Raw genomic sequence first — 23,763 nt, 5'->3', positions numbered from 1 at the left:
CAGAGACAAAAAGTCAGTATTACTGCTGCGGTACTGCTGGCGCAGCAGGAGTTGCAGGAGCTTCCAGTTCTGGCGCTGGAGCGGATTGATCGTCGATACCTGGCATGCCGAACATACCCAGTAAATCACTTAGCGGCATTTTCTGTCCGTTCAGCGTTACCTGGCCATTCGCGTATTGCAGGCTGGAGACCACTTTGTTGTCTTCCATTGTGGTCACACGGAACATTTGCCCCATTGCAGCCAGGCCTTTAATTTGCTGTTCAGCAAGTTTAGCGGCTTCGGCTGGCTGGTAGCCTTCAAGCTGGGCTACCTGAGTCATAAACGCAGTTGCCATATCCACTGGGATAACCAGCTTGCTATCCAGCGATTTCACGACACGGTTCAGTTGCTCTTCCGGCGTGGTTGGCTCGGTCGTCGTCAGGGCAGGGTCTTTCAGGAACAGCGAAAGATTAAAGCTACTTTCACCTTTTGCATTCTTCCAGCTTAACGGTGCCACGGTGATCACCGGATCCCCTTTCAACAGCAGAGGCAGGTTAGCGGCAAACAGTTCGACAATTTGCTGCTGATAAGCTTCTGGATTCTGCGCGGTTGCGGGGTCTGCCAGCAGTTTTTGCGACTCAGCATTGTACTTACTGCTGAACTCCTGAACCGCTGCGCCATCGAGGTTACCGATTTTTAACGTTAATTTGCCGCTGCCAATATCCTGGTTCTGCACTTTTAGTGAGTTCAGGGTGTAATCGATTTGGCCGGAAAGATGCTTTTTATCTTCCTGCAATTCGGATTTGGCATTGATACTTAAGCCTTCCACAACGGCCATTTCTTTGCCTTCAACGGAAATAGCGAGTTTTTCGATAGACGCTTTTTGGCTACCAATACGCTCGATAAATTCGCTACGGCTGCTATCGCCTTCGGTTTTGATGCCGTTAAAGGTCATCTGCACGTGCTGGCCATACTCATTGCTGGTATTCACCAGGCCGCTTTGTGCTTCACCGCGGATGGAAATCTTGTCGCCCTTGCCATCGACATCCGCATTGAACTGACCACCGCTGAAAGCGACTTTCTCTTCGCCTTTAACGTAGTCCAGTGGCAGCAAATCGATATCTGAAGAGGTATCACCGTTATAGCCGATACGCGTTTGCGCATCGATAAACGACAGACCTTTAGTAATATCAAACAAAGGTTTAGTCGTCGGATTGTTCACAAGCGTGGTATGAACGGATGCCATGGACGGCAGCAGATTGAATTTTTTCAGCTGTGCGAAGGGGAACGGGCCATGATCGATGATTTCATTGAAAACGATGCTTTGATCAGGCTTGAGAATCGCACTGGTCATTCCCGCAGTGGGTTTGATAACCAGTTGCATTGAGCTATGGAACAGACCACGATGATAGTCCTGGTAGCTTAGCGTTAAACCTGCTTCAGGCGAGGCTTTTTTCAATACGGCGTCAGCATTACCCACCATCTCCGCCATGCGGCCTTCAAGCTGTTTACCGGTGTACCAGGCTGTGCCCGTCCACACCACACCCAAAGCCACAATGACACCTACAGCAACCAGTGATTTTTTCATTCTGTCGTCGTCCATATTAAGTGCGCCTGCCGGTAGTCCTCCGGCAGACGATTGAAATGCCAGCAGGCATTTAAGAAACGTTTACCCTTCATTCTTCGAGCTGCATGTGCGTTGGCTACGTTCAATCGCCCGAATCACTTACTTGAGTAAGCTCATCGGGACTCATTCTCTTGCCGCCTTCCTGCAACTCGAATTATTTTGGGTATATCCTAAAGAGCTTAGCAATCTATCCATAAAAAATCAGTAAGTTGCTTACAACTCAGATTTTGGAGTAGACGCGCGCTACACGGCCAACGCCGCTGAGAGAAACCGGTGATTCTTCTGCGGAGATAAAGGCAGATTCACCCGGTTTGAGCACCAGTTGCTGTTGGTCTTTACTCAATACCGCTTCGCCTTCGGTACAAAACACGATAGCCGCACTGGTTTGGGCGAGCGGGGTTTGTTGAGCGCTGAGATCGTGCAAAGAGAAGGCGAAATCATCAACCGGAATAGGGAAGTCTAGCTCGCTCGCCCGTTTCACGGGTTGTGTCAGCAATTGATCTGCCGGTTTAGGTTCAAACTTCACGTTTGCGACCAGCTCAGGAATGTCGATGTATTTTGGCGTCAGACCCGCACGCAGCACGTTATCGGAGTTTGCCATGACTTCCAGCGCGACACCTTTCAGGTAAGCGTGCGGCGTTTCGGCGAACAGGAACATCGCTTCACCTGGCTGCAATTTCACCACGTTTAACAGCAGTGGCGAGAACAAGCCGCTGTCATCCGGGTAGAACTCAGAAATGACACGAATGGTTTCCCACGGCTCGCCCTGTTGGTTATTTAGCGCGGCTTTTAATACGCCCAACGCGCGTGACTTCTCATCACCTTTCATGTTCAGCAAACTGGCGAAAAGCTGTGACAAACGTTCAGCATTAGGCTCTTGCAAGAAATGCGCGATGGCCGGATGCGCGCCTGAGACAGGCTGCAGCAGCGAAACAATATCGGCAAATTCGCGGAATGCATTCATGGCGAGGAACGGTGTTAATGCGAACACGAGCTCGGGTTTGTGGTTTGGATCTTTGTAGTTACGCTCGGCCGCATCTAAAGGGATACCTGCCGCGTTCTCTTTGGCAAAACCTATTTCAGAGGCTTTTTTGTTCGGGTGAACCTGAATGGAAAGGGGTTGATCGGCACACAACACTTTGAAGAGAAACGGCAACTCACCAAAACGCTCTGCCACGGCCTTACCTAATAGCGTGGGCTTGTTAGCATCAATGACATCACGTAGTGAACGCGGTTGACCATTTTCAAGAATTTTTGAGCTGCTTTTCGGATGTGCGCCCATCCAGAGTTCTGCCATCGGCACGTTTTCTGGATTTTGCACGCCATAAAGTTCCGTTAACGCAGTTTTACTTCCCCATGCATAGTTTTGCACTGAGTTGATGAGTTTTTGCATTATCAAGCCCTGTTGTAATCTAGCTAAAGTTCCGGCTATTAAACCAATTATCTGAGATGAAGTAACCAGGGGAGTAAAAAGTCGTACTAGTCTCAGTTTTTGTTAAATAATTGTGTAGCATATTGGCGAGTTAAAAATAAATGTCGTAAGTGAGAGAACAATGTCGAATAAAGCCTTTCATTATCAAGAGCCGTTCCCGTTAAAAAAAGACGAAACAGAATACTACTTGCTAAGCAGTGATTATGTTTCAGTGTCAGAGTTCGAAGGGCAGGAAGTCCTGAAAGTTGACCCCAAAGCCCTCACGTTACTGACCCAACACGCATTCCATGATGCCTCGTTTATGTTGCGCCCCGCTCACCAACAGCAAGTGGCCGATATCCTGAATGATCCTGAAGCCTCTGAAAACGATAAGTACGTCGCGCTCCAATTCCTGCGTAACTCCGAAATCGCTGCGAAAGGCATTTTGCCGACCTGCCAGGATACCGGCACGGCGATCATCATGGGCAAAAAAGGCCAACGTGTCTGGACCGGTGGCGGTGATGAAGAAGCGCTGTCTCGCGGCGTCTACAACACCTTTATTGAAGATAACCTGCGCTATTCGCAAAACGCCGCGCTGGACATGTACAAAGAGGTCAACACTGGCACCAACCTGCCAGCGCAAATCGACCTGTACACCGTTGACGGTGACGAATATAAATTCCTCTGCGTTGCCAAAGGCGGCGGCTCAGCGAACAAAACCTATCTGTATCAGGAAACGAAGGCGCTACTGAGTCCTGGCCGCCTGAAAGATTACCTTGTTGATAAAATGCGTAGCCTCGGTACTGCTGCCTGTCCGCCGTACCATGTGGCGTTTGTGATTGGTGGAACTTCAGCCGAAGCCACGCTGAAAACGGTCAAACTGGCATCCACCAAATATTACGATGGGCTGCCAACGGAAGGTAATGAACACGGCCAGGCCTTCCGCGATGTTCAGCTTGAAGAAGAACTGCTCAAAGAAGCGCAGAATCTGGGGCTGGGTGCGCAGTTTGGTGGTAAATATTTCGCCCACGATATTCGCGTTGTGCGTTTGCCGCGCCACGGGGCGTCATGCCCGGTAGGTATGGGCGTCTCTTGTTCCGCTGACCGCAACATTAAAGCGAAGATCAATCGTGACGGTATCTGGATTGAGAAACTCGAGCATAATCCTGGCAAATTTATTCCGCAGGAACTGCGTCAGGCGGGGGAAGGTGAGGCGATAAAAGTCGACCTGAATCGCCCAATGAGTGAGATCTTAAAACAGTTATCGCAGTACCCGGTTTCCACCCGCCTTTCTTTAAGTGGCACGATTATTGTGGCACGTGACATCGCCCACGCTAAACTCAAAGAACGTATCGATAACGGTGAAGGTTTACCGCAATACATCAAGGATCATCCTGTGTATTACGCAGGCCCGGCCAAAACGCCAGACGGTTATGCATCGGGCTCGTTGGGGCCGACAACCGCAGGACGTATGGACTCGTATGTCGATCTGCTGCAAGCCAATGGCGGCAGCATGGTGATGCTGGCAAAAGGTAACCGTAGCCAACAGGTGACGGATGCTTGCCATAAACACGGTGGTTTCTATCTGGGTAGTATCGGCGGTCCAGCTGCGGTTCTGGCGCAACAAAGCATCAAGAGCCTGACCTGTGTCGAGTACGCGGAACTGGGGATGGAAGCTATCTGGAAAATCGAAGTCGAAGACTTCCCAGCCTTTATTCTGGTCGATGACAAGGGCAATGACTTCTTCCAGAAAATACACGCCTCTCAATGTACGCGATGCGTGAAGTAAACATTATAAGCCGCCCATAAGGGCGGTTTTTTTTGCTCAAAATCTAAGGAGAATGAAATGGTAGCCGTTCGTAGTGAATCAGACTCAATGGGCCCAATTGACGTCCCGGCAGATAAACTGTGGGGCGCACAAACTCAGCGCTCACTTGAGCACTTCCGCATTTCCACTGAAAAAATGCCCACGGCACTGATCCAGGCGTTGGCATTAACCAAGCGCGCTGCCGCGAAGGTGAATATGGATCTCGGCTTGTTGGACAACACCCGAGGTAAAGCCATTATCGAGGCGGCTGACGAAGTGCTGGACGGTAAGCATCCCGACGAGTTCCCGCTCGCCATCTGGCAAACAGGCTCTGGTACCCAGAGCAACATGAATATGAATGAAGTACTGGCAAACCGGGCAAGTGAAATTCTTGGCGGTGTGCGCGGAATGGAGCGCAACGTTCATCCCAATGACGACGTGAATAAGAGCCAAAGCTCAAATGACGTATTCCCGACAGCCATGCACGTTGCGGCGCTGATCGCGGTGCGTGAACAGCTCATCCCACAATTAAACGTGTTGAAAGCGACGTTGCAAGACAAGGCCGACGCTTTCCGCGACATCGTTAAAATTGGTCGTACGCACTTGCAGGATGCGACACCGCTAACCCTTGGCCAGGAGATTTCCGGCTGGGTGGCCATGCTTGAACATAATCTCAAACATGTCGAAAACAGCTTGCCGCACGTTGCGGAGCTGGCATTAGGCGGCACGGCGGTGGGAACTGGACTGAATACCCATCCTGAATACGCGGTACGCGTCGCAAAAGAGCTGGCTGAGATTACTCGCCAACCGTTCATTACTGCACCGAATAAATTTGAAGCACTGGCAACTTGTGATGCGCTGGTTCATTGCCATGGAGCATTAAAAGGGTTAGCGGCATCGTTGATGAAAATTGCCAACGATGTCCGTTGGTTATCCTCAGGGCCGCGCTGCGGAATTGGCGAAATCGCCATTCCTGAAAACGAACCCGGTAGTTCAATTATGCCAGGCAAAGTCAACCCGACGCAGTGTGAAGCGATGACTATGTTGTGTTGCCAGGTGATGGGTAACGACGTGGCGGTCAATATGGGCGGCGCTTCGGGTAACTTTGAGCTCAACGTATATCGCCCGATGGTGATTCATAACTTCCTGCAATCGGTGCGTTTGTTAGCTGATGGCATGGAAAGTTTCAACGAACATTGTGCGGTGGGTATCGAACCTAACCGGGACCGAATCACACAGTTGCTGAATGAATCGCTGATGCTGGTGACCGCACTCAATACCCATATTGGTTACGACAAAGCCGCAGAGATTGCCAAGAAAGCCCATAAAGAAGGGCTGACACTGAAGGCATCTGCGTTAAAGCTGGGTTATCTGACTGAGGACGAATTTGATGCCTGGGTACGCCCGGAAGAGATGGTCGGCAGTATGAAACAGTAAGCTTCATCGCGCCTGTATCTATTCTTCGCAGTAAAGATGCAGGCGCGGGATCACCAACCGCAACGGTTGCGCATCTGGTTTGTAGCGATGGCGGATATTATCCGCATCATAATTGAGCAACTCGCCAATATCCGGCGGCATTTCACCGTTGTCAGGATTACACAGGACGACCAGAGGCGAAGGGCAGGCATGCTGAACCTGTTTTTTGCGTTCCTGATACCAGGCTCGGGCCACAGGTTGCACCTTGACGGGGCGCTTGATTTTCAGGCGCGTATTATCCGATAAACGACTGATGTCATTGAGTTCTCGGGTAATTTGTTCAGCCCATTGCTCACGGGTATACGGGGGCACAGCGCGATTAGCGTTTAGACTTTTTTCAAGTATCTCGATAACGTCGCGTCTGGAATAGTTCTTAATTATTTGCTTATTCGCCCAGCCAAAATTGAGCGTGCTGGGATTGTCCAGCAGGGTGATAGTCCGGTAAGCGTTGAGCGTGATAAGCCCCGGAAGTTGGCGGTGTACCCATTCAAAACGCTGCACGCTGGGTAAACCGGATTCCACACTGACAATGTTTTCAAACGCCTGTTTACGCTGATTGATGCGTTCAATCAGTGCCAGTGTTTGTTCGCGTTCTCTCTCATCGACCTGATAACAAACGGCGCCAGGCAAGCGTACAGCGGCTTTGCTGCTGATTTTCTCCGACTGTTGCTGGATGAACAAGCGCGTAAAATGGGAAAGGGTAGACTGATGTGCCACGTGCCCCAGTAATTGAGTCACTTCTATTTTCGTGACGGCATCATGTTCCTTCCCTTTATCCACGGTGGGTAAGGGGAACACACGTCCCACCAACAATCTGTAACTATCGAGTTGCTCACGAAGTTGATGTAAGTCGTGCTCAAGCTCGCGGAAGGTGCTGTTCAGGCGTTCAATCAAATCATATTTTGCCATTTTGCCACTCATTAGTTACAACATACTTATGGATTTATAACACAGGGAGATGAACCTGACCATCGTCGTTTCGATGGCCTGGCAGGGAAACATGATTTTTAGCGGCGCGGCGTTACGGAGGCTAACGCTAAAGGGGATTCCGTTTTGATTGGCCAGCTAAAGCGGAAGCGGGCGCCGCCCAGTGCACCGCTGTCTACGCCCACCGAACCTTCCATCGCCGTTGCGACAGAATGAACGATCGCAAGTCCTAGACCGCATCCACCCGTGGCGCGGTCGCGGCTGGGGTCAAGGCGAACAAACGGTTCAAATACCCGTTCGCGTTCTTCTGCTGGAATACCTGGACCATCGTCCTCAACTTGTAAAATTGCGGTTCTGTTGTCGAGCCACAGACTGATTCGCAATTTCTCATTACTGTAACGCAGCGCGTTATTGACCAGATTATCGGTGACACGCTCCATCAGGCGCAGATCGATTAAACCAAAATCACCTGCTGATGGAATATCCAGTTGAATATCGAGCTGAGGATGAATGATTCTGACATCAGCAATGTGCTCATCAAGCCAGCGTGGAACATCCACACTTGCCAGTTGCAACTCCGTTTGCGGGCGGTCGAGGCGCGCGTAAGTCAGCAGCTCTTCAATCAAGGCTTCCAGTTGGCCAATATCACGGTTTAGCGCCAATGATTCCGCATCCGTCAGGTTGTCGCTCATCTCAAGGCGATAACGCAGGCGCACCAGTGGTGTTCGCAGTTCATGCGCAATTCCGTCAATCAGCATCTTCTTACTGGCAATTTGTGCGTTGATGCTGTCTGCCATCTGGTTGAATGCGACACCTAAACGCTCAAAACTTGAAGCGCTGTCGAAATGGATACGCTCATCAAGATGCCCTTTACCTAATCTTTGCGCCGCTGTTTCCAGTTTCAGCATGTCCTGCCAATGGGGCCGCATCCAAATAAAAACCGGGAAGGCGAGCGAGATCGCAATAAATGCCATCAGTGCCACATCCAGCAAGCGCATTTGATGCAAGAAAAAGAGATAGGGAATCGGGCCGACGGCAAGAACATAATGGCTGCGGGGGATACGCTGAATAAAGGTGTATTCGTCGTCGAGGGCGACAATTTCGCCTTCTCGCAGATGACGCATTGTTATCTCATCAAGTTTGAACTTGTCCATTGGCTCGATATGGAGTTTAAAGGACAGGTTAAGGTCGAGATCTTTGATAGTGCGGTTCCAGTCGCGAGGCGGGATTTCACGCAACTCGCTGCGCATCAAATACAGCGAGCTCTTCATCAAATCATCCAGCGACTGGCGGCCAGCACGCTCAGCGGTGAATTTGTATACCAGGCCAACCAGCATGGTCATCACCAGGAAGCAGACGAACAGCAAAAGATAGAACTGAATAAATAACTTTTTCAACGGAAATCACCGGCTTATCAGTTGGTTGGGGCAGCCTCCTGGAGTCCAGGCGCGCTATGGGGACAGGAGTGGCGTCGTTTTAGAAATTTCATGCCCCATCTGGCTGGCTATGTAAGCAGGGTTTGCCCCTGCTTACAATATCTGGCGTGCAGAACTCTGGAGTATCCGTGCAGAAATGAGGGCGCTATACCGTTGCAGCAACCTGTTGATGGGCATGACTTGCTTGCTGTCGTTGTTCCTTCAGGAGTGGGTAAACCACGTCTCCCGGTAATGGCCGATAGTAGAAAAAGCCCTGGCACAGCTCAATTCCTGCTTTTTGCACCAGTTCTAATTCTTGCTGAGTTTCGACACCCTCAATTAAAATTTCACACTGAATCACCGTGCATAGCTTCACGACCTGCTGCAGGAAGTTAAATCCATCGGGTTTGGCTAAACCCAGAACCATAGAACGATCGAGTTTAATTTTATCCAGCGGGTAGCGTGTCAGATAATGCAACGTTGAGTATCCGGAACCAAAGTCATCCAGCGCAATCTTGATGCCTAGATCGCGCAGTTTTTCCAGAACTTCAGCGACGCGTACCGGATCCTGCACTTTTTGTGACTCGGTTATTTCAAATTCCAGATTCCACCCGGACGGGAGAGGGGTGGCCATCACCTTACGTACCATGTTCGGAAGCCGGTAGTCGATCAGCGTCTGAGGTGAAATATTCACTGAGAGCGTCATCTTCTCGCAGTCAGACATATGCTCGCGGACATAATCCAGTGCATGTTCCATCACCCAGAAATCAATCTCCGGCATCATGCCGGTCTGCTCATAATATTTCAGGAACACCGGTGGAGTGATTTTTCCTGCGTCGCTTTGGTGGCGTATCAATACCTCAAGAGCGACTATTTTGCTGTCTGCAATACGCACCTGGGGCTGGAAGTAGAGGATGAACTGCCCGTCTCTTTGCAACTTCTCAATTTGCCGCTGCGCCTCGATGTAGTTGTTTTGCTCAACGACATGGCTGTAATTGGGCACCATTTCAAAGTCAGCCGGCTGATTGACTTTCATCTCGCCGGTCAGTAAATCCAGATTGGTGTTTTCAGCGACGGATTGTTTTAACGAGCTTTTGACGAATGGGTGATAAATGATGACCCCAAGGACGAGCAGCAGTAGATACACTATTAACGCACTCGCTGAATGGCCGCTGGCTAACCACACTTTAAGCGGTCCAGGAGTTGACCAACTGACGATTTCGGAAATTCGTGGAATGAGATCCATATAGGTCGCGCCGTAGGCCACCAGATAGGCCGTTAATGGTGTCAGGACAAACGGAATTATCATCACGGGGTTGAGTACAATCGGGAAGCCAAAAATCAGTGGCTCATTGATATTAAATAACGCCATGGGGGCGGCAATACTCAGTAGACGTCTGTGCGGGCTCTTTGGTTGCATTAAAATACAAATGATCAGGCTTAGCGTGTTTCCGGTACCTCCGGAATTACACCACATATCATAAAACACCGGGCTGAGAATATTGAGCGCGCTATGTCCTGCATGCCATTCGCTAATGTTAACTTTTGCAGCTGCAGTAAAAGCGACATCAATGTCCATAAATAGATAATAACCGTGCAAACCAAAGAACCATGGCACACTGCGTAACAGCACATACGAAATACCATGTAAAAAATCTGTCGGGTAAAAATACACCGAAATATGGCTAAAGAAGCTCATCACATTGGTGACGTAAATTTCCGCTCCTAATTTTATTACGCTGCTAAACAGAGCGATAATTCCCAGTGTGATGAAAAAAGAGACAATAGTGATGTTAGTGTTATCATTCCATTGACGGATTTTGAGCAGTTTTTTACTGACAATCTCCTGCAATACATTGCCGATGATTCCTGAGGCTAACGCCATAGGAATACTAATATCGAGGAAAAACTGCGCATTATTATCGAGTATGCGACGGAAAATCATCAGGGTACTTATGCTCAGTGCAATACAGAAAATTTGGGAAAGACGGTTTCTCACGGCCCAGTGTACGGCGATATAGATATTCATCACCAGCGGTGCCAGGGCTAAGAAGCCGATCTGCAATTGCATGAACCAAACGGCTGCGCTGTTGAATCCTGCCGTGTCACAGATGACCGACGCGGTAATCACAAGCCCACGTACAATCGAAAGAGGAACGATTGCCATCGTGCTGGCGATAATGGCATTAGCATAGCGATTGTTTAACAACTTGATCTGACTGTTATTTAAACGACGTAGCAGATTGTTGTAAAGCCACTCTTTTATCACGAAATTACCTAAAGCAATTAAGCTCATTAAGGGTTGTTTTTAAGCAAATAACTGAATTATAAAACTCTGTGATTTTAATATTCACGGAGGTGCTGAATTGTTTTTTGTACATTTGGCTGAGTTTATAATGTCCATAATAAAGCATTAAAAAATTCTGGTTTAATTGTTATTAGCAACATGCTTGCAACAAATAATAGCGTTGTATAAACAATGGAATTGTCTGGGAAGTTGTAAATAAACAGACCGATAACAAAATAAACACATCGAAATAATAAAGTTGCTCTTCTTATGAAATATTAAATAAGTGATGTGAGAATAAATATATCGGTAGTGGAATCTATCATATCGAGAGCGAGTGTTTCTATAGTGCAGACGACTTAATTAAACGTTCACTTAAGGTAATAAAAAATGCAGGACGCGAATTCGATGGGCTGGCACCGAAAACGCGTACTTTACTGAAGGGGCGACGACTGCACAATTGAAGCATTTTCTCGATAGAGAAATTTACGCTTCACTCTCCCAGGCATGTGGGGCGAAAAGGTAGCCTTTATTACGCACGGTTTTGATTCTGAATGGCTCAGTAGCGCTGTCGTAGAGTTTTTTTCTCAAGCGGGAAATCGCGACATCGACGCTGCGATCTAAGCCGTCATAGGTCACGCCGCGCAGGTTTTTTAGCAACGCATCGCGGTCCATGATTTGTCCCGCATGGGTAGCAAGTTCCCACAACAAATCGAAGTCTGCGGTTGAGAGCGTAATGGTTTCGCTACCCAACGTGACCTGACGGTTTACCGGATCGATACACAACGTGCCAAAGCGCATTGCTTTGTGAGGTTTAAGCGCATTTGTGCTGCTTTCGACAGTAAGTTGCGCAGAGACGCGCTGGCGCAGATGAAGACGTAGGCGAGCGAGCAAAACAGCAGGCGGGGTGGTTTTAAGAATGTAATCGTTAGCCCCCATTTCAAGCGACAAAATATGGTTCATATCGCTGTCGAGAGAGGTGAGCAAGACAATCGGGCCATCCCACTGCGGACGCAAATCACGGCACAACGTCATGCCATCTTTACCTGGCAACATCACATCCAGCAGCACGAGGTCTGGATTCTGTTGCGCAATAGTCGCTTCGGCGCGATCACCCCGGCTTTCGACAATAACGTCGATGTCATGTTTGCCGAGGTAAGCGGCAATCAACGCTCCTACTTCCGGATCGTCTTCTACGTATACGATTTTGTTCATGGCCAGCACATCGAATCAAAAGGAAAACATACCCTGGTTACACGGTTAACACCATATATGGTGGATAAACAGATTCACCGAAGCGGGCGGCCACCATCCACAGCATGTGTTCGCCCGGTGACGTATTGGCTACTGAGCAGGTAATCGACCAGGGCAATAATTTCTTGTTCACCGGGGGCAATTTTCATCAACGATTTGTTGAGCGCTTTCTGGCGATATTGAGCATCGTCATGTTCGTTGAACATAATCATCGCGGGTGCAATCGCGTTCACTTTAACTTCAGGTGCCAGCTTACGGGCAAAGGAACGGGTCAGATTATCCAGCGCGGCTTTACTGGCTGCATAGGCAATATGCTTGTCGCTTCCGCGCTCAACAACATAATCGGTGAAGTGAATGATGTCGGCACTGGCATGACCTTGTCCGCGAAGTAAAGATTCGAGGTGAAGATTGAGCAGGTAGGGAGCATGGACATGAATTTGTAGCATTGCTGCCAGAGTCGCAGCGGGTGATACATCCGGTGATTCCGCAAGCCAGGCACTGGCATTATGCAAGATTGCGCGCAGGCCGCTGCAATGTTGTTTCACGGCATCAGCAAATTGCTCAATGCCGTCATTGCTCGAGAAGTCCCCGTACAAACACACTGCACCGGCTTGCTCAAGAGAATCTACCGCCGCATAACGCGTGCGGTAACTGATAATCACCGGTTGCTGTTGGGCCAGAAAGTGCTGAGCTAAAGCCAGACCAATTCGTTTACCCGCTCCGGTAATTAAAATTGGACGTGCGGATGATGCAATCCCCATTGGCGGCTCCTGTTTTCTGACCTGTTTTGTGCGATGAAGCGAGTTATTTCACCAGTATCCACGTCGCCGGAAACGCAGCCACCAGCATGAAGACGATGACTGATTTTTCTTTCAAATTCAGCCCAATATCATGTGTATGTGTACTGCGTGTGTACATAAAGACTAATAAACCAGGCGCATACAGTACCACTGAAAGCAGTAAATGCATGGGGCCAGATGCATAAAGCAACCATAAGCCATAAATACATGCACCAAGACCAATTGCTTTATGCAGCGGACGAGTTGCGATTTTCAGCAAATAGGCACCGACCAGGAAGTAGGGCACCAGAATCATTTCTGAAGCAATGGTCAACAGGGTGTTGTAATCCGACCCGGTCAGCCAAATCAACACCAGGCAAATTTGTACGCTGATATTAGTGAGCCACAGGGACGCGGATGGCGCATTGTTTTTGTTCTGACGGGCAAACATTTTCGGGAAAGCTTTGTGGGTGGCGGCCAGGAAAGGCACTTCGGCTGCCATAATCGTCCAGCTTAAGTAGGCTCCGCACACTGAAACAATCAGCCCAGCGGCGATAATGATTTCACCCCACGGCCCCATCATTTCAACCATCAAACCGGCCATTGACGGATTACGCATTCCGGCAAGTTCTGGACGTGCAATGACGCCCAGTGAAAGCAACGTCACCAGCAGATAAACGCATAATGCGGCAATGACCGCCAGCAATGTGGCACGACCTACATCATTTTTATTGCGCGCGCGGGCAGAAACTACGACGGCACCTTCAACACCAATAAAGACCCACAGGGTAATAAGCATGGTGTTTTTGACCTGTTCCCAAACCGGAACGCCCAGCGCAATCCCGCTGAAATCGAGCTTAAAGGTCGAGAGTTTAAAGGCCATCGCCGCCAGTACAACAAACAGGCCCAACGGCAGAAGTTTCGCAAGGGTCGCGACCAGGTTGATGCTGGCAGCGGTTTGCACGCCACGCATTACCAGGAAGTGCACCATCCACAACAATACTGAGGCACCGACTATCGACTGCCAGGTATTACCATCGCCAAACAGACGCAATTCTGGTGTGTCAGTGAAGAAACTCAGCGCCGAGAAAACGATAACCAAATATGAAACGTTGGCGATGACCGCACAAAGCCAGTAGCCCCAGGCCGAAAAGAAACCGATCAGCTCACCAAAGCCCTCGCGCGCATAAGTAAAAATCCCGCCATCGAGATCGGGTCGCAAACGGGTCAACACCAACATGGCCAGTGCCAGCAGTAAAATCCCAGCACCTGTAATGGCCCAGCCGATCAGCAACGCTGCCGGACTCGCCACGCTCGCCATGTTTTGCGGTAGGCTAAATACACCAGCACCGAGCATTGAACTCAAAACCAATGCAGTTAATGCAGCGAGGCCAAGCTTCTTTTCCATTGCAGTCCTGTAAAATTCAAAATAGAGCCAGAATAATTATTATGCTTTTGTGCATAAAAATGGTGGGTAACACTAAGGCGCGGGATTTTACGGAGTGTAAGCGCTGCTTGCAATGGCATGAACCACAAAATACGCGGGGAAATAAAAAAAGGGCACAACTGGCCCTTTTTGAAAGTTTTAACGAGGTGAAAACTTACTTATACAAATCAGCGCTAATCGTCAGGTTACCGCCACGCTCTTCCCATTGACGGGTGATGTGGTAGTACTTCGCGCCTTTCTTAGCGGCACGTTTAGCCACCTGGTAAGACACCTCAGTGCTGCTGCTATAGTGACCCGTGAACTTCACGCTATCAAACGGAACCATTTGCGCCGCAGTCACTTTATTCACTTCTTCGATTTTTGTGCCATCTGGCAGCGTTACAGTGTAACGACCACCTTTAGTGGTTTGCGTTTCGAAGAAGCGACCGACATCAGTAGTAGGGGTACTGGTTGTTGCAACACCTGGGATCTCAACGTTTGCAGCTGCCGCGCCGCCCGCAGCCAACGCTGCTTTACCCGCTTCGGAGTTAGCAGGGATCGCATCAGCGCTTTGCAGTACACGTTTCTTGGCATCTTTTTTATAGATGAACGCAGTAATGCGCTGGTTGCCGCCTGAGTTGGTGTCGATTTGACGCACGATGAAGTACGAATCCGCACCTTTTTGTTTAGCGGCACGCGTAATGGCATCGTTAACTTCAGGCTGACTGCGATAAAAACCCTGGATTGTCACGGTATCGAATGGCTCAAGAGCATATGCTTGGTCTTTCGGTAATTCAGTCACGCCATTGATTACGCGGTAATTCTGTTTCTCAGCTTTAGGGGCATCAGTATGATACACGTCTGCAACCACACGCCAGTTACCGCTGCTGCCGGTATCGTTAGTGTCCAACACGTAGAAAGATGCCGCACCCATTTTATCCGCACGTTTAGAAACGGAATTCACCGCTTCACCAATCGAGTTAAAACGGCCAGTGATGGTAATGCGATCAAAAGGTTTAAGAGCAGCAGCTTGGTCCGGTGTCAATTCCGTTGCTGCCTGTGCGGACAGCGTAGTAAGGGAAATCAGTGCTGACGCCAGAAGGGTGGTCTTGAGCTTCATAAAAATAATCCTTCGCCTTGCGCAAAATGAATACAAATACCGCATTCTCTGTGGGTTACCTGTTAGCCGCCGATTATGCATTGAAACACTGCAACTGTCTGCGCCATTTTTCACCCTACAAAGGTTCAGTGTAGATTTTTTCCATAACGAAAATTTATATGTTAATAAAAGAGTGCTTTGACCAGTTAAAGCGGTAAAGCTTACAACTTAATTAGTTAATACAATGTTAAATGTGCAATTTGCGATGGCTCAGAATCGTGAATTGGGTCGCTGTTAAAGCGGATTATCAGGTCTCACAGATGAAAGTCAGTCGAAAAGAGCTGTCTGAGATGCTTAACGCTAATCTTTTACGATAATGATACAAATACTGAGATCCTGATCTAGATCACAGGCGTTATTTTCAGTAGGTTATAAAAAGTTTGTTACAGATGTATTTTTCATTGAACGGGTAACGGAAATGACGATTGCCTTGGGTGTTAAACGGGCAACGTGTCTGAATTGCCATGGCAATGTCTGACAAACCATCAACAAAAAATATCAGATGGAAGGGAATACTATGCGTATTGGGGTACCAAAAGAGCGATGGGCGGGAGAATCCCGTGTGGCAGCCACGCCAAAAACAGTGGAGCAATTGCTGAAGCTTGGCTTCACCGTCGCAGTCGAAAGTGGCGCGGGTAAACTGGCAAGCTTCGACGACGAAGCGTTTGTACACGCTGGCGCAACCATTTCAGATACTGCTGACGTTTGGCAGTCTGACGTTGTTCTGAAAGTGAATGCACCACAGGACAGCGAAATCGAACTCCTGCGTGAAGGTACTACGCTTGTGAGTTTTATCTGGCCTGCGCAAAATCCAGAATTGCTTGAAAAACTGGCGGCCAAAAACGTCACTGTAATGGCGATGGATTCCGTGCCGCGTATTTCTCGTGCGCAATCCCTTGATGCCCTGAGCTCCATGGCAAACATTGCGGGTTATCGCGCAATTGTTGAAGCTGCTCATGAATTTGGTCGTTTCTTTACCGGGCAAATTACGGCAGCGGGTAAAGTACCGCCGGCTAAAGTGATGGTCATCGGTGCCGGTGTTGCCGGTCTTGCTGCGATTGGTGCGGCAAACAGCCTTGGCGCAATCGTCCGCGCGTTCGACACCCGTCCTGAAGTAAAAGAACAAGTGCAAAGTATGGGTGCTGAGTTCCTTGAACTGGACTTTAAGGAAGAAGCGGGCAGTGGTGATGGTTACGCCAAAGTCATGTCCGAGGCGTTTATCAAAGCTGAAATGGCACTCTTCGCGGCACAGGCCAAAGAAGTCGACATTATTGTTACCACGGCTCTGATCCCAGGCAAACCGGCACCAAAACTCATCACGCGTGAAATGGTTGATTCCATGCAACCAGGCAGCGTCATTGTTGATTTGGCTGCACAAAACGGCGGTAACTGCGAATACACCGTAGCGGACAAAGTGACTGTCACGCCAAACGGGGTAAAAGTTATCGGTTACACCGATTTACCGGGCCGTTTGCCAACCCAGTCGTCTCAGCTTTACGGTACCAACCTGGTTAACTTGCTCAAACTGCTCTGCAAAGAGAAAGATGGCAATACCGTGGTTGATTTCGAAGATGTGGTGATCCGCGGTGTGACGGTTATTCGCGATGGCGAAGTGACTTGGCCTGCGCCTCCGATTCAGGTTTCTGCGCAGCCACAAGCTGCAGCAAAACCTGCTGCTGCGCCGGTTGAAGAGAAAAAACCTGCATCACCATGGCGTAAATATGCGTTTATGGCCCTGGCGATTATTCTGTTTGGTTGGCTTGCGGATGTCGCTCCGAAAGAGTTCCTCAGCCACTTCACCGTGTTCGCACTGGCGTGTGTGGTCGGTTACTACGTGGTGTGGAACGTTTCTCATGCACTGCATACACCGTTGATGTCAGTGACAAACGCCATTTCAGGGATCATCGTGGTTGGCGCATTGCTGCAAATTGGCCATGGTGGCTGGGTTAGCTTCCTGAGCTTTATCGCGGTGCTGATTGCCAGTATCAATATTTTTGGTGGTTTCACCGTCACTCAGCGCATGCTGAAAATGTTCCGGAAGAACTAAGGGGTAACACATGTCTGGTGGATTAGTTACAGCAGCATACATTGTTGCCGCTATTCTGTTTATTTTCAGCCTGGCGGGGCTGTCAAAACACGAAACATCTAAACAAGGTAACTTGTTCGGTATGGCTGGGATGGGGATCGCTCTGGTTGCGACCATCTTTGGGCCTGAAACGGGCAACGTTGTCTGGATTATCGTGGCTATGGTCATTGGTGGTGCCATTGGTATTCACCTCGCGAAAAAAGTTGAGATGACCGAGATGCCGGAGCTGGTTGCGATTCTGCACAGCTTCGTTGGTCTGGCGGCGGTTCTGGTTGGCTTCAACAGCTACCTTGATCACGCGCCAGGTCTTGAGCCGGTAATGGAAAATATCCATTTAACGGAAGTGTTTCTCGGTATCTTCATCGGTGCGGTGACCTTCACAGGTTCTATCGTGGCCTTTGGTAAACTGCGCGGCAAGATCTCTTCCAAACCGCTGATGCTGCCAAATCGTCACAAGCTGAACCTCGCGGCGCTGGTCATTTCCTTCGCCATGTTGATTATCTTCGTGCGCACTGAAAGCGTTGGCCTGCAAGTTCTGGCATTGCTGGTGATGACGATCATCGCGCTGGTTGTTGGTTGGCACCTGGTGGCGTCGATTGGTGGCGCAGATATGCCGGTTGTGGTTTCCATGCTGAACTCCTACTCAGGATGGGCGGCAGCGGCAGCGGGCTTTATGCTAAGCAACGACTTGCTGATCGTGACCGGTGCGCTGGTCGGTTCTTCCGGTGCGATTCTGTCTTACATCATGTGTAAGGCGATGAACCGCTCCTTTATCAGCGTTATCGCGGGCGGCTTCGGCACTGATGGCTCCTCTACGGGTGAAGGTGAAGAAGTGGGCGAGCACCGTGAAATCAATGCGGAAGATACGGCTGACCTGTTGAAGAACTCGACGTCTGTGATCATTACTCCAGGGTACGGTATGGCGGTGGCGCAGGCGCAATATCCTGTGGCTGAAATCACTGAGAAACTGCGCGCTCGTGGTATCAAAGTTCGCTTTGGTATCCACCCTGTTGCAGGCCGTTTGCCTGGCCACATGAACGTTCTGTTGGCAGAAGCCCGCGTTCCGTACGATGTGGTTCTGGAAATGGACGAAATTAACGATGATTTCACCGACACCGACACCGTTCTGGTTATCGGCGCGAATGACACCGTTAACCCAGCAGCACTTGAAGATCCTCGTAGCCCAATTGCGGGTATGCCAGTGCTGGAAGTGTGGAAAGCGCAGAACGTTATCGTGTTCAAACGTTCGATGAATACCGGTTACGCTGGGGTGCAAAACCCGCTGTTCTTTAAAGATAATACGCACATGCTGTTTGGCGATGCTAAAGCCAGCGTTGAAGCCATTCTTAAAGCGCTCTAATTTGCGAGTTGTATTCCAAAACCGTCTTAACAGGCGGTTTTTTTTCACCTGCTCATCACAGGAATGAATGCAACATTACATTCAACCATCTGAATCTATGGAATAATTTAATAGATAAGTCGCTGGGTGGTGAGTAAAATATCGGCGGGTGCTGAAGCTGAATGCTTCGACCCGTATGGTGAAAAGCAGACAGAAAAAAGCCCCGAGTTAGTTAAACCAACCCGAGGCCCTCTCATGCATGAACACCATGATAGTAGCCTCTTAATTTTGTGTTTGCAACGCAGGAGGCGAAGATGTCGTCGAAAAACAGGCTGTTTAGTTTGATCGTTATCTGTTTGACAATCCTCATGATTATTTTTCTGGTAAAGGATTCACTGTGTGAACTCCATTACCGAAAAGGAGGCATCGAGGTGGCGGCATCGTTAGCCTGTATGAGGTCGTAAGTACGAGGTTAAGTAGGTCAGTGGCGGGGGATTTTCCCCGCCACGTTAGTGTTATGTATGAGATTAAGCACCCAGGCAAATAAAAAGGCCGCTCATGTTCTGCATGGGCGGCCTTTTCTTTATCAAATTAGGACGTTAATCGTCTTCATCGTCATCCATTTCAACTGGAGTTTGGTACTCATCAGGTTTGATGACCAACAAATCACAGCGCAAATGGTCAATAACTTGTTCAGCGGTATTGCCGAGGAAAGCAGCGGATAGCCCGGTGCGTCCCACCGTACCAAGAACCACGATACCTGCTTGCAGATGCTCAGCCAGATCGGGGATCACTTCTTCCGGTAGTCCTTTCTCGACGTGAGTCATTTTCTCATCGATACCAAATTTCTGGCGCAACGCTTTCATCGCGACTAAATGCTGGCCGCGGATGGCATCGTTATAAACACTCGGGTCAAAATCAGGAAGCTCGATGGCAATATTAATGGGGGTTATCGGGTAGGCACCCACGAGGTGAACTTCAGTGTGGTTAACATCTTCGGCAAGACGAATCGTCTCTTTAACCAACTTCTCGTTGAGTGCGTTGTGGTACTGCTCCTCACTCGCCAGGTTTACTGCGACGACCGCTCGTCCACCTTCCGGCCATGGCTTTTCGTTAACCATCCATACCGGGCTTGGGCATTTACGAAGCAGATGCCAGTCGGTTGGGGTGAAAATGACCGCTTCCAGTTTATCGTGCTGGTGCGTCATTTTGAGCACCAGGTCGTGTCCACCGCTTATCACTTCCTGAATAATTGCCTCAAACGGACGATTATGCCAAACCACTTTGATTTCAATGGGGACACCTGAATCAATGTAGTACTGGGCTTGATCTTTAATCCAGGCTGCACGTTGGCTAATGACGCCTTTACGCATAGCCGTGCGCTCATCTGGCGACAGAAGGGTGGTCATTTCGTAGGAAAAATCATAGATAGGCAGAAAGGCTTTAATCCTGCCACCAATCCGTTGATGCAAGTAAACAGCACGCCGCAGGGCGGGTTGATCGTCCTGATTGGGATCTATTGCGACTAGCATGTTTTGATACTTTGCCATACAGGTCTCCTTACAACTGCTTAACCACAGTCTGTTAAGTAAGATTAACCTATATGTGTAGATTGAAACAGGTGATAACCCTTTGCCGGATCAATAAATCAGGAAAATTTAGAGATCCGACTCAGGGAAGCAGAAATCAAGCAACGTTACGCGATTGACCAGCGAGTTGTGCAAGAATTTCGCTATTTTCGATAGTAATGTACTTGCCTTTCACTGCCAGCATGCCACTTTTCTGGAAGCGACCTAACAGGCGACTGATGGTTTCAACGGTCAGGCCCAGGTAGTTACCGATGTCACCGCGCGTCATGGTCAGACGGAACTCACGAGGTGAGAAACCGCGCTGGGCAAAGCGACGTGAAAGGTTATAGATAAATGCGGCCAGACGCTCTTCTGCATTCTTTTTGGAAAGCAGCAGGATCATATCCTGATCGCCCTTAATTTCGCCGCTCATCAAACGCATCATCTGCTGGCGCAGGTTTGGCATTTTACCGGACAAATCATCAAGGGTTTCGAATGGGATTTCGCAAACCATTGCGGTTTCGAGCGCTTGCGCGAAACTTGGATGCGTTGCTGTCCCAATGGCGTCAAAGCCCACCAAATCACCGGCTAAATGGAAGCCTGTAATTTGCTCGTCACCTTGTTCAGTGATGGTGTAGCTCTTTATGGTCCCTGAACGAATAGCGTACAGCGACTTCAGCTCATCACCTGCCTTAAACAGGGTTTGTCCCTTCTGAATAGGCTTCTTACGCTCGATAATATTATCAAGCTGATCAAGCTCATGTTCATTGAGTGTGAAGGGGATGCATAATTGGCTGATGCTGCAATCCTGGCAATGGATAGCACAACCGCCAGACTGAATGCGTCGAATAATTCGCTTTTCAGGGATCATAGATATGCTCGGGCCGTAATTGATATTAGTCAATTTTAACATCTTTTTCTTGAGCACGTAAGTATGATGAAAGCGCAATCAGAATATAACGGCTATTAAGATCAGGGATAAAGAAATATCCTATTGAAATTAATGACATTATCTTTGATTACTGATTGTTTCTGCACGAAAAAAGCCCAACAATCAGTGCACAGTTACCTAAAGCAACAAATAACCTTCGTGACGCAATAACCACTCTTTTCGACCCACACCACCGGCATAGCCTGTCATGGTGCCATTACGCCCAATAACGCGATGACACGGCACCACTACACTGACTGGGTTTGAGCCATTGGCCGCGCCGACAGCCCGGGCAGCGCCAGGCCTGCCAATGTGGTCCGCTAATTGCCCGTAATGCATCACCTGGCCGCAAGGGATAGTACGCAGTGTTTGCCACACTTCCCGCTGAAACGCAGTACCTGCGGTGGCAGTTGGCAGTGTTTCAATTACCGCCAAATCACCGTCAAAATAGTCGCGCAGTTTATCGCTCAGGCCGTCAGGATTGGCACAAGCCAAACGCTGATAACCGCTGACACCATAGTGAAGACCCAGTAATTGCACCATTCTGTCGCTATGTTCTTCCCATTCCACTGCACGCAAATGGTATTGCTCGTCGCAAATTATCCATAACGGGCCTAATGGCGTAACGATTTTGTCTTCTAACAGTGTCAGCATTCTGTGCTCCGGTTAACTCAGGTGTGGGTAAACCCCTGGCCCAATGGGTAAGCCCACAAGATACCACGCGACCAGTAGCAGCAACCAGACACCCAAAAAGATCAGGGGGTAAGGTAATACTAAAGAGTAATACGTGCCTAATTTGGCATCGGGTTTATAGCGTTGCAGGAAGCCCAGGAATAATGGAATAAAAGGCGAAACCGGGGCGAGTGGGATGACAGATGAGTCTGCCACACGGAAAAGGATCTGAGCGAACGCCGGATGAAAACCGAGCATCATGAACATCGGCACAAAAATGGGGGCCAGAATCGACCAGATAGCCGAGCCGCTGGCGATAAACATGCACAAAAACGAAGACAGCAACGCAAGGCCAAGAAACGCCGGAATACCATTCAGACCTGAGCCTTCCAACACATCAGTCAGCCCGACAGCCATAAACTTGCCCATGTTGCTCCAGTTGAACATCGCGACAAATTGCGCCAGCGGGAACACCATCACGATAAAACCCGCCATCTCTTTCATCGGTTCGATCATTAACTGCGGTAAATCTGCCTGTTTACGTATTTTTCTGGTGGCGATGCCGTAAGCCAGCGAAACGACAAAAAAGAACAGAATAATCAGCGGCACAATTCCGCTAATAAACGGGGAAGGAATAATGGTGCCTTTCACCGGATCACGCAGTAAACCGTTCTCCGGGACGAGCAGCAGGGCGATAACAGCAACAAACATCAATGCTACAATCCCTGTCACACGCAAACCGAAGCGTTGAACATCATCTAATTGCTGAAGTTTTTCTTTGTTTTCACCTTGCCAGACACCCAAACGCGGCTCGACGATTTTGTCGGTAATCAACCCGCCGACAATCGACAAAACAATCACCGAGGTCGCCATAAAATACCAGTTATCAATAACGCTAACGTGCATCAAAGGGTCGATAGTATGAGCGGCTTCGGTACTGATCCCCGAAAGCAGCACATCGGTGGTGACAATCAATAAGTTCGCGGTAAAGCCACAACCGACACCGGCGATGGCCGCCAGTAAACCGGCAATCGGGTGGCGACCCACGGCAAGGAAAATAAGTGCGCCCATCGGCGGCATGATCACCAACGCGGCATCGGACGAAATGTGGCTGAAGAAAGCGATAAACAACACCATATAGCTGGCGTAACGAGCACTAACATGCGATGCCATTTTCACCATCAGGCTGGGTAACAGGCCGACACGTTCTGCCAACCCCGCACCCAGTACCAGCGCCAGAATGGCCCCTAATGGCGCAAACCCGCTGAAGTTTTTAATCACATTGGGTAAAAACCACTGAACACCATCGGCACTCAGCAGGTTTTTTACCTGAACCAAACTGCCGTCAGCGGGGTTTCGTACCCCCACATTAAATGCCGAAAGTACGGCGGTGCTCACCGATAAAATGACAATCAAATAGACGAACAGCAAAAAAGGATGGGGCACTTTATTGCCAATTTTTTCGACCAGACCGTACAACTTGCCCGGCCCGGACTGCGTGGGTATGGAAGACATACTCATGGGCGTACCTCATGTGTTGTTATGTTTTACCCTTCATACCTCACGCCACAGCGGTGTTGGCGGCACTTGTAAACCCCAGTCACTGACTTGAGAATTCAC

At 49.3% G+C, this 23,763-nt stretch carries 18 protein-coding genes; 5 read left to right on the top strand and 13 right to left on the bottom strand.

The features are described 5' to 3' along the window. Positions 1–19 precede the first annotated feature (19 nt). Both BSPA111_RS13135 and manA read right to left on the bottom strand, forming a co-directional pair. Complete coding sequence (locus BSPA111_RS13135) at positions 20–1,567, bottom strand: YdgA family protein (protein ID WP_183271971.1); 1,548 nt, start codon at positions 1,565–1,567, stop codon at positions 20–22. A gap of 259 nt (positions 1,568–1,826) precedes the next feature. Beyond that, on the bottom strand, positions 1,827–2,999 hold the full coding sequence (gene manA, locus BSPA111_RS13130) for a mannose-6-phosphate isomerase (RefSeq protein WP_183271610.1): 1,173 nt from the start codon (positions 2,997–2,999) through the stop codon (positions 1,827–1,829). 160 nt (positions 3,000–3,159) lie between these two features. Between manA and fumA the strand changes: the two genes are divergently transcribed. Together fumA and fumC are read left to right on the top strand one after the other, a co-directional pair. Next, entirely contained in the window at positions 3,160–4,806 is a 1,647-nt protein-coding gene (fumA, locus tag BSPA111_RS13125; RefSeq protein WP_183271609.1) for a class I fumarate hydratase FumA, read from the top strand. A 57-nt stretch (positions 4,807–4,863) separates the two neighbouring features. Continuing rightward, positions 4,864–6,261 (top strand): class II fumarate hydratase, encoded by a 1,398-nt coding sequence (gene fumC / locus BSPA111_RS13120; RefSeq protein ID WP_183271608.1) that lies wholly within the window; start codon positions 4,864–4,866, stop codon positions 6,259–6,261. Between the two features lie 18 nt (positions 6,262–6,279). On the opposite strand, the gene tus is transcribed toward fumC, so the two are convergent. From tus to ydgH, 7 genes are all read right to left on the bottom strand, one after another. Then, entirely contained in the window at positions 6,280–7,209 is a 930-nt protein-coding gene (tus, locus tag BSPA111_RS13115) for a DNA replication terminus site-binding protein (protein WP_183271607.1), read from the bottom strand. A gap of 98 nt (positions 7,210–7,307) precedes the next feature. Continuing rightward, positions 7,308–8,624 carry a two-component system sensor histidine kinase RstB gene (gene rstB, locus BSPA111_RS13110; RefSeq protein ID WP_183271606.1) on the bottom strand — a complete coding sequence of 439 codons (1,317 nt, stop codon included), beginning with the start codon at positions 8,622–8,624 and terminating at the stop codon, positions 7,308–7,310. Between the two features lie 184 nt (positions 8,625–8,808). Then, on the bottom strand, positions 8,809–10,938 hold the full coding sequence (locus BSPA111_RS13105; protein ID WP_183271605.1) for an EAL domain-containing protein: 2,130 nt from the start codon (positions 10,936–10,938) through the stop codon (positions 8,809–8,811). Between the two features lie 477 nt (positions 10,939–11,415). After that, positions 11,416–12,144: a two-component system response regulator RstA gene (gene rstA / locus BSPA111_RS13100; protein ID WP_183271604.1), complete on the bottom strand. Its 729-nt coding sequence runs from the start codon at positions 12,142–12,144 to the stop codon at positions 11,416–11,418. 74 nt (positions 12,145–12,218) lie between these two features. Continuing rightward, a complete protein-coding gene (folM, locus tag BSPA111_RS13095; protein ID WP_183271603.1) occupies positions 12,219–12,944 on the bottom strand; it encodes a dihydromonapterin reductase in 726 nt (241 codons plus the stop codon). 43 nt (positions 12,945–12,987) lie between these two features. Next, positions 12,988–14,370 carry an amino acid permease gene (locus BSPA111_RS13090; RefSeq protein ID WP_183271602.1) on the bottom strand — a complete coding sequence of 461 codons (1,383 nt, stop codon included), beginning with the start codon at positions 14,368–14,370 and terminating at the stop codon, positions 12,988–12,990. Between the two features lie 193 nt (positions 14,371–14,563). Next, positions 14,564–15,508 (bottom strand): DUF1471 family protein YdgH, encoded by a 945-nt coding sequence (ydgH, locus tag BSPA111_RS13085; RefSeq protein WP_183271601.1) that lies wholly within the window; start codon positions 15,506–15,508, stop codon positions 14,564–14,566. 556 nt (positions 15,509–16,064) lie between these two features. On the opposite strand from ydgH, the gene pntA reads away from it, so the two are divergent. The 3 genes from pntA to BSPA111_RS13070 all read left to right on the top strand — a co-directional run bounded on the left by pntA (position 16,065) and on the right by BSPA111_RS13070 (position 19,436). Further along, the gene (gene pntA / locus BSPA111_RS13080) at positions 16,065–17,594 is read left to right on the top strand and encodes a Re/Si-specific NAD(P)(+) transhydrogenase subunit alpha (protein WP_183271600.1); all 1,530 of its coding nucleotides are present in this window, start codon (positions 16,065–16,067) and stop codon (positions 17,592–17,594) included. Between the two features lie 10 nt (positions 17,595–17,604). Then, positions 17,605–18,993 (top strand): Re/Si-specific NAD(P)(+) transhydrogenase subunit beta, encoded by a 1,389-nt coding sequence (gene pntB, locus BSPA111_RS13075; RefSeq protein WP_183271599.1) that lies wholly within the window; start codon positions 17,605–17,607, stop codon positions 18,991–18,993. 293 nt (positions 18,994–19,286) lie between these two features. Beyond that, positions 19,287–19,436: a Hok/Gef family protein gene (locus tag BSPA111_RS13070; protein ID WP_183271598.1), complete on the top strand. Its 150-nt coding sequence runs from the start codon at positions 19,287–19,289 to the stop codon at positions 19,434–19,436. A 135-nt stretch (positions 19,437–19,571) separates the two neighbouring features. Here the strand turns inward: BSPA111_RS13070 and uspE are convergent, their stop codons facing one another. The 4 genes from uspE to abgT all read right to left on the bottom strand — a co-directional run bounded on the left by uspE (position 19,572) and on the right by abgT (position 23,664). Continuing rightward, positions 19,572–20,522: a universal stress protein UspE gene (uspE, locus tag BSPA111_RS13065; RefSeq protein ID WP_183271597.1), complete on the bottom strand. Its 951-nt coding sequence runs from the start codon at positions 20,520–20,522 to the stop codon at positions 19,572–19,574. Positions 20,523–20,658: 136 nt separating this feature from the next. Further along, the gene (gene fnr / locus BSPA111_RS13060) at positions 20,659–21,411 is read right to left on the bottom strand and encodes a fumarate/nitrate reduction transcriptional regulator Fnr (protein ID WP_183271596.1); all 753 of its coding nucleotides are present in this window, start codon (positions 21,409–21,411) and stop codon (positions 20,659–20,661) included. A 198-nt stretch (positions 21,412–21,609) separates the two neighbouring features. Beyond that, the gene (ogt, locus tag BSPA111_RS13055) at positions 21,610–22,125 is read right to left on the bottom strand and encodes a methylated-DNA--[protein]-cysteine S-methyltransferase (RefSeq protein WP_183271595.1); all 516 of its coding nucleotides are present in this window, start codon (positions 22,123–22,125) and stop codon (positions 21,610–21,612) included. Between the two features lie 12 nt (positions 22,126–22,137). Beyond that, positions 22,138–23,664: a p-aminobenzoyl-glutamate transporter gene (gene abgT / locus BSPA111_RS13050; protein WP_183271594.1), complete on the bottom strand. Its 1,527-nt coding sequence runs from the start codon at positions 23,662–23,664 to the stop codon at positions 22,138–22,140. Positions 23,665–23,763: the final 99 nt, after the last annotated feature.

The sequence above is a fragment of the Buttiauxella sp. A111 genome (assembly GCF_014189855.1).
Lineage (GTDB): Bacteria > Pseudomonadota > Gammaproteobacteria > Enterobacterales > Enterobacteriaceae > Buttiauxella > Buttiauxella selenatireducens.
This window is presented reverse-complemented; position numbering and strand designations above follow the sequence as displayed.

Coding starts and splice junctions, on each gene's coding strand:
- BSPA111_RS13135 (WP_183271971.1), bottom strand. CDS start 1,567: ATGAAAAAATCACTGGTTGCTGTAGGTGTCATTGTGGCTTTGGGTGTG.
- manA (WP_183271610.1), bottom strand. CDS start 2,999: ATGCAAAAACTCATCAACTCAGTGCAAAACTATGCATGGGGAAGTAAA.
- fumA (WP_183271609.1), top strand. CDS start 3,160: ATGTCGAATAAAGCCTTTCATTATCAAGAGCCGTTCCCGTTAAAAAAA.
- fumC (WP_183271608.1), top strand. CDS start 4,864: ATGGTAGCCGTTCGTAGTGAATCAGACTCAATGGGCCCAATTGACGTC.
- tus (WP_183271607.1), bottom strand. CDS start 7,209: ATGGCAAAATATGATTTGATTGAACGCCTGAACAGCACCTTCCGCGAG.
- BSPA111_RS13105 (WP_183271605.1), bottom strand. CDS start 10,938: ATGAGCTTAATTGCTTTAGGTAATTTCGTGATAAAAGAGTGGCTTTAC.
- rstA (WP_183271604.1), bottom strand. CDS start 12,144: ATGAACAAAATCGTATACGTAGAAGACGATCCGGAAGTAGGAGCGTTG.
- folM (WP_183271603.1), bottom strand. CDS start 12,944: ATGGGGATTGCATCATCCGCACGTCCAATTTTAATTACCGGAGCGGGT.
- BSPA111_RS13090 (WP_183271602.1), bottom strand. CDS start 14,370: ATGGAAAAGAAGCTTGGCCTCGCTGCATTAACTGCATTGGTTTTGAGT.
- ydgH (WP_183271601.1), bottom strand. CDS start 15,508: ATGAAGCTCAAGACCACCCTTCTGGCGTCAGCACTGATTTCCCTTACT.
- pntA (WP_183271600.1), top strand. CDS start 16,065: ATGCGTATTGGGGTACCAAAAGAGCGATGGGCGGGAGAATCCCGTGTG.
- pntB (WP_183271599.1), top strand. CDS start 17,605: ATGTCTGGTGGATTAGTTACAGCAGCATACATTGTTGCCGCTATTCTG.
- BSPA111_RS13070 (WP_183271598.1), top strand. CDS start 19,287: ATGTCGTCGAAAAACAGGCTGTTTAGTTTGATCGTTATCTGTTTGACA.
- uspE (WP_183271597.1), bottom strand. CDS start 20,522: ATGGCAAAGTATCAAAACATGCTAGTCGCAATAGATCCCAATCAGGAC.
- fnr (WP_183271596.1), bottom strand. CDS start 21,411: ATGATCCCTGAAAAGCGAATTATTCGACGCATTCAGTCTGGCGGTTGT.
- ogt (WP_183271595.1), bottom strand. CDS start 22,125: ATGCTGACACTGTTAGAAGACAAAATCGTTACGCCATTAGGCCCGTTA.
- abgT (WP_183271594.1), bottom strand. CDS start 23,664: ATGAGTATGTCTTCCATACCCACGCAGTCCGGGCCGGGCAAGTTGTAC.